Source organism: Klebsiella sp. ME-303 (assembly GCF_007910085.1).
Lineage (GTDB): Bacteria > Pseudomonadota > Gammaproteobacteria > Enterobacterales > Enterobacteriaceae > Klebsiella > Klebsiella michiganensis.
Map to the genome: position 1 here is coordinate 1 of NZ_VOJB01000034.1, position 5,880 is coordinate 5,880.

Sequence of the window (5,880 nt, forward strand, 5' to 3'; positions counted from 1 at the left end):
AAGATCAAACGCTGAGGGCAAGTCTGACAACAGCAGGCCTTTAAGGGCCTGTTGAACAGAAGTGATACTTGAGCCGTCAATTTCTATAACTCCAGCCAATGAATTAGCTTTAAAGCCACAACGTATGAGCAAGGCTGTAATCGTATTGACAACCTTATCTCCCATCCATGGGAGTATGTAACAGTATTGGCCGCTCGTAAGAAAATACTCATTTTGCAGGTTATAACTCTGGAAGTTACGACTGCCTTCCGCAAATAGGCTTCTGGCGGCAGAATCGGCATAATCTACTCTCTCGCTACCTATTGCTATGCGGTAATCACCTTCCCTATAGATAGCGAGCATTTCCTGACGAACGGCATCATGAACAGACATTCCCCCTCCACTAAATTGTGGTGGCTGACCGCCTTTGGTCGCCTCTACATAGATAACTTTTTTCTCTGTCTCGATCTCTGTCACTCTCCAGCGCCGCCCACCGAAGATGATGTGTTGATCTGGTAGCAGTGGGGAGTCCACAGGCACTGTTCCAAGGGTTCTGTTTCCGGTGACAATGCGGAACTCTTCTGGTGTGTTGAACACGGCATAAAACGTGTAATGGTTAGTCAGTTTCTCCCCCTCTGCCCCAACAACCATTTCTCCACTAGCGAGTTGAGTGAGCAGGCCACATGCCCCCATATGTTTAAGCAGGCTTTTGAAATCGCCTATATCCACATTACGGAACGGGCCTGTTTGACATAGCTGTGACCAGAGTTGATCGGCACGAACTCCGCCCCATTGCGCGGTAATTGCAAGAATCTGGTGTAGCAGCGTGGAGTAATGCATCTGCTGGGAATCGGCAGGCTCAAACCATTGTTTAGAGATCATCAATCTGATCATTGCCATCGACTGGACCAAATGCAGCCGTAGGTGGTCAACGATACTGCTAGTCACAGTGAGTTCATTTTCTGTAATTAGCATTCTTAGAACTGATGGGCAGTCGCGCCGCCCAGAACGTCCCATACGCTGACGCAGACTGGAAACAGTATGCGGAGGCGTAACTTGGATAACCGACTTAACCTTACCGATATCAATTCCCAACTCAAGCGTCATTGTACAAACAGCTGTTGTGGGCAAATTTCCTTTCTGAAGACGAGTTTCAAGCGCTTCCCGCAATTCCTTGGCAAGGGAACCATGGTGGGGAAAGAATTCATTGGGAACAATATGTTCCTCACACATGTCGCTCAGCGTGGCAGCAATGCTTTCAGTCCGCTTTCGACTGTTTGCAAAGACCAAATGAGAATCGCCACGGCAAAGTCTAAAAATGTCAGCGCAAACGTCATGTTCAGCTGAACTCTGAAGTTCTTCTTCTTTTTGGAGCACTCGCTCCAGATAACCTTTGACCTGTACCTGAAGAGTGGCCTCGCTCTTACTATCTGTAACAGTTACGCAGGGTAGTCGTTTGTCCGGGCGCAAAAGTTCGGGCACTTTCTCCAGTTCCCCCAGCGTGGCACTCAACGCAACGCGGGGAATTGGATTTATCTGGCGTCCTAGCACATGGTCAATTCTATTGAGCAGAGAAAGCAGCTGTACACCACGCTCTGAGCCAATGAAAGCATGAAACTCATCAATAACGATGTATGCGACTGACGAAAACGCCTGTTTGAGCCAGCCCATTGAATTTATGAGCAAAGACTCAAGTGACTCAGGTGTAATCAGTAAAATGCCAGCAGGGTTTGTCCGAGCCTTCTTCTTTTTGCTTTGTGGTACATCCCCGTGCCAAGGAGTCACTGGCATTTCCAATGCATCTCCAAGGCTCTCAAGACGACGGTACTGATCGTTAATCAATGCCTTCAACGGACTGATATAGACGATGCCAAATCCATTAGTGAGATCTGCAACTGCCGAACAGGCAGGAAGAAAGAAAGCCTCTGTTTTACCCGCTGCTGTGCCTGCACTGATTAGCACGTCTCGATCACGGGCTAAAATTGCCGGGATAGAACTCTCCTGCAAGGGCCTTAATGTTGACCACCCCTGCTTGTAAATCCACTTACGGACGCGGGGATCGAGACTATCATAGGCACTGCTCATAATTTGAAGTTCGCCAGTCCGTCATCGTCATCGCTTTCCTCTATAATGGCGTCATCCATTTCGCTGGGCCTGTCCTCTTCAATCGCCACACCCTCGATTAGTGTTTGCCAGTTCATCGTTCTGTTTTGTTCCAGCACAGCCAGCATGTCCAGGAAACCTTTTATGGTATTACGGGGGGTACGGAAGTAAGCGTCTCCAATGGTTTTACTACAGTGATGCAGAAATCCAGTCAGTGCCTCATCTGGAACCAGATAATTCTCTGGATCTCCGCCTGCATAAACATGACGAAGATTTCTCAGTAAAATATACAGTTCCTCAGGGGTGAGGCTGGCAAGATGCAAAGTGGGAGACGAGTAGTCAATCACTCCTGCTTTTTGCGCGAACCGATTTTCCGCCAGACGTGATTGGAGCGCCTCATAGCTGTAAAGACCTTTGCGCGGATCGAAAAGGAACTCTGGCGTCCCCCCGAGGATAAAACCAATATTCTCGGCTGAGCCTTGCAGGCAGTCATTCAGGATCCGCAAAATCTGTTCGTAGTTCGCTGTTCTTGCTTGCGTATTATTCAGTTTAAAGAGGTTCACCATTTCGTCGAGGCTGACCAAAAGACCGGCATAGCCTGCCTGGCGGACAAAAAGGCTCATCAGCTTTAAAGAGTCATAGAATGAAGCGTCTGAGATAATAGTCCGAACGTCGAGATCGTTACGGGCATCAGTTTTAGTGGTGTACTCTCCCCGCAACCAGCGAATAGCATTGGATTTTAGTGTTTCGTTATCCTGCTCATGCCCGCGCCAGAATGAATCAATGACCTTCGCAAAGTCATATCCGCCGACCATATCTGATAGTGCTGCCAGGCGTTTATGAATAACTGATGAAACCTCGGAGCCGTCCTTGTCAGCTTCCTTCCTTGCCTCCGTAACGAATCTTTCAACAACGCTAAGTAACGCATTACCATCCGGCTTGTTTCTGGTGGACATGTTTTTCATAAGCTCAGAATAGAGATTACGAGCCTGACCTCCCGATGAGTGAATGCGTCTGTCAGGAGAAAGGTCTGCACTGATTGACACCAGCTTCTTCTCTAGCGCAATAGAGCGCACAACACTCAGAAAGAACGTTTTACCAGAACCATATTCACCGATGATAAGTCTGAAGCTTGCACCACCGTCAGCAATCCTCTCAATATCCTGGTGGAGAGCGGTGATCTCATTCACGCGGCCAACCTGGATATGCTGAATGCCTATCCTTGGCGTTACACCTGACTTAAGTGACTGAATAATAGCGTCGCGTTCTTTCACTCTTATACGTGTTACAGACATTCACTATCCCTCTAATTCTTTGGCAATTTCCAGGTCAACCCAGATATCATCATCGGCATCGTCCAGTACCGGAGCATCAACCACCGCATAGGACCAGTCATTAATCACCTCAAGCGCACCGCCGAGCATCAAATTCAAATTTCCGCACAATTCTGTCGCCTCTTTCCGGGACCACTGTTCTTTCTCCAGCAAACTGCGATAAAGCTGGCTATGTGCGGAGTCTAGCCCCCCCGCCTCCGTTAATGAGGCTGGAGCGCTTTCTGGCTCTTCCGGTTCTTCTTCGGTGAAAATTGTGTTCAGCAATTTACGAACATCATCCGTGGCAGATTCGTGGCGGGCAAGTACATTAGCATCCAGTGTGAACCCTACTGCTGGCTGATCAGTTGGTACAGACGAGACGAGATCATGTTCAGTTGCGGAATGCTGATGGATATTGCTCGAGACAGATGAGGGATCCAGCCCCAAAATTGAATAAATCTTCTCAAGCTGTTTGATTTCGGCAGGCGCTATTGTCCTATCCGAACAGGCAACACTAACGATAACTTTACCCACAGCAGCTTTTTCCGCGGCCCCCATCAACTCAATCCTGCTTTTCATTCCTGTCATATTGGCTGGGGTATGAAGTTGCCACGTTAAATACGCATGTAGAGAGCATTTTTCATCATCGGTGAAGCCAGTATTGTTGTTGATGGCATTCTCAAGCACTTTCTGTTCAGCTTGATCAAGAGAATCGTCAATCAAGGCGACCATCGCCCCTAATCTGAGCGTCATTACTGCTGAGATAAATTCAGAAGAAGGTGAGAAGCGCCCACCTTCGGCGGCAGGGAATAGAACAAGTGTCCCATCAACATCCGCCTTCACATGGTGATAATACGGGTCAGGTGCCAGACCGTAACCCATCTTCAGAGCAAAGGCCTGCATCAAATCGGCCTCTTTTTTATTGATTTTATTGGGGCAACTGGCATTCATATGTGCCCAAAAATCAGCAACTGAGACTAACCCCTCCTTGACGAGGATCGCCTCATCAGCCCAGCGTTTGAATGAGCTTAATATTTTTTCTGCGCTTTCATTAACGATCTCTGAAGGGAGCAACATAATTGCAGCCGTATCATTGACTGACGTACCTTTCCTACCTAGGTAGCGACTATAAGCATCAAGTTCATCCGTACATATGTCGGCAAGAGCCATAATTTTCTGGACAGGGCTCTTCAACGCACTTGGATCAGGCAGGTCGGGAACAGGGAGTCGAACACCTCGCAAACTAGGACTTGCTGGTGTGTAATCTAACCTTAGGCGCGTTTTATTCGCCTTAACGACCATCCCTTCACCATATTTGAGGGTGTAACGCCGTTTGAAAAGCGCAGCAAACTCTTTAGCACAGCGGCGAGCCGGGGTACGCAGCGAATACTCGGTGTGGTTTATTACCCAGTTCAACGCCAGTTCAGCTGATACAGGAACTCCTTCATGTACAGTTTTTGCCAGAGCCAGCTTAAATTGCATGCTGTTGCTGAAACCTGAATTGCTATCGAGCTCAGTGGCTAAGCCCATGTTCGGGCGCAGAATAGACATGGCTTCGAGTAACTGGGCCGAATATCCACGGAATGAGCGGTTCTCAATGAATACGGATCTTAACCGAGCTACTTCATTGAACAGATTACGGAACTCAGCATCAGGGAATTTTGGGTCAGTGGAATCTATGAGCGCTTTTCTTTCCAGGCCGTAGAGGTAGATAAAAACATAGCCGATAGGACACGATGGATCAGACCTATCGCTGGCGAGCCAACTGACATACGCACCGCGTGCTTCTGGGGAAAGAGAGGAAAAACTGGGCCAGTATCCTAATGAACTGTCCTCGTAAAGATAAGAAGTAGGTTTTATCTTACATGTGTCATCAATTAATGATGCCTCATTTCCATCGTCATAATAGCCGCCTGATTCCAGACCGGAGGGCTTCATACGTTGCCCCAAGTAAATGTGGCCACCGCTAATTGCTACACCAGCTACAGTTATCATCTCACCCGGAAGTATCCATCGAGCTAGTGCGCCTGCTGACTTTGAGGTGTTCCGGTAATGATTGGTTGCCACCCGAAGTTCAACACCCCGGCCACCGCTCAATGTAAAAGTTGCAAGGTTATCGTCTTCACTATCATCGTTTCGCACAACCGCCTCTTTTTTCTTGATGTCAGCGAGCCATTCTTTTGGCGGTGCTTTCACGGGGCTTGAAGCATAAGACTTTGGAGATTTACGTTTTTTCTTTCTAAAAAACAACAAGTAAATTACTAAAATCGCCGCCAGAAACTTCAATAACTCCATGATATATAACCTTAAAATCATCCTCCATTCACATTTGAAATGTGGTAGGGAATGCATGGCAAGTGGATTAATCTCAAAATAATACGTCTAAATCGCTATGGTTAAAAGCAAATCGCAATTAAAATTAACTAATTGATTTAAATGACAAAAATCATTGAATAATTTACTTCACCAGAAGTGAATTTTTAAG

The 5,880-nt window shown here is 47.3% G+C and carries 3 protein-coding genes; all 3 read right to left on the reverse strand.

All coding sequences use genetic code 11. The features are described 5' to 3' along the window. The coding region (locus tag FQK12_RS00445; protein ID WP_146295637.1) for a DEAD/DEAH box helicase at positions 1–2,064 on the reverse strand (2,064 nt) is incomplete at its 3' end. After that, positions 2,061–3,377 (reverse strand): ATP-binding protein, encoded by a 1,317-nt coding sequence (locus FQK12_RS00450; protein WP_014226451.1) that lies wholly within the window; start codon positions 3,375–3,377, stop codon positions 2,061–2,063. The genes FQK12_RS00445 and FQK12_RS00450, both read right to left, overlap by 4 nt. A gap of 3 nt (positions 3,378–3,380) precedes the next feature. Then, positions 3,381–5,690, reverse strand: a complete 2,310-nt coding sequence (locus FQK12_RS00455) for a TerB N-terminal domain-containing protein (RefSeq protein ID WP_014226452.1) — start codon at positions 5,688–5,690, stop codon at positions 3,381–3,383. Positions 5,691–5,880 lie beyond the last annotated feature (190 nt).

Excerpts from the sequence above, each read along its gene's own strand:
- FQK12_RS00450 (WP_014226451.1), bottom strand. The coding sequence starts at position 3,377 with ATGTCTGTAACACGTATAAGAGTGAAAGAACGCGACGCTATTATTCAG.
- FQK12_RS00455 (WP_014226452.1), bottom strand. The coding sequence starts at position 5,690 with ATGGAGTTATTGAAGTTTCTGGCGGCGATTTTAGTAATTTACTTGTTG.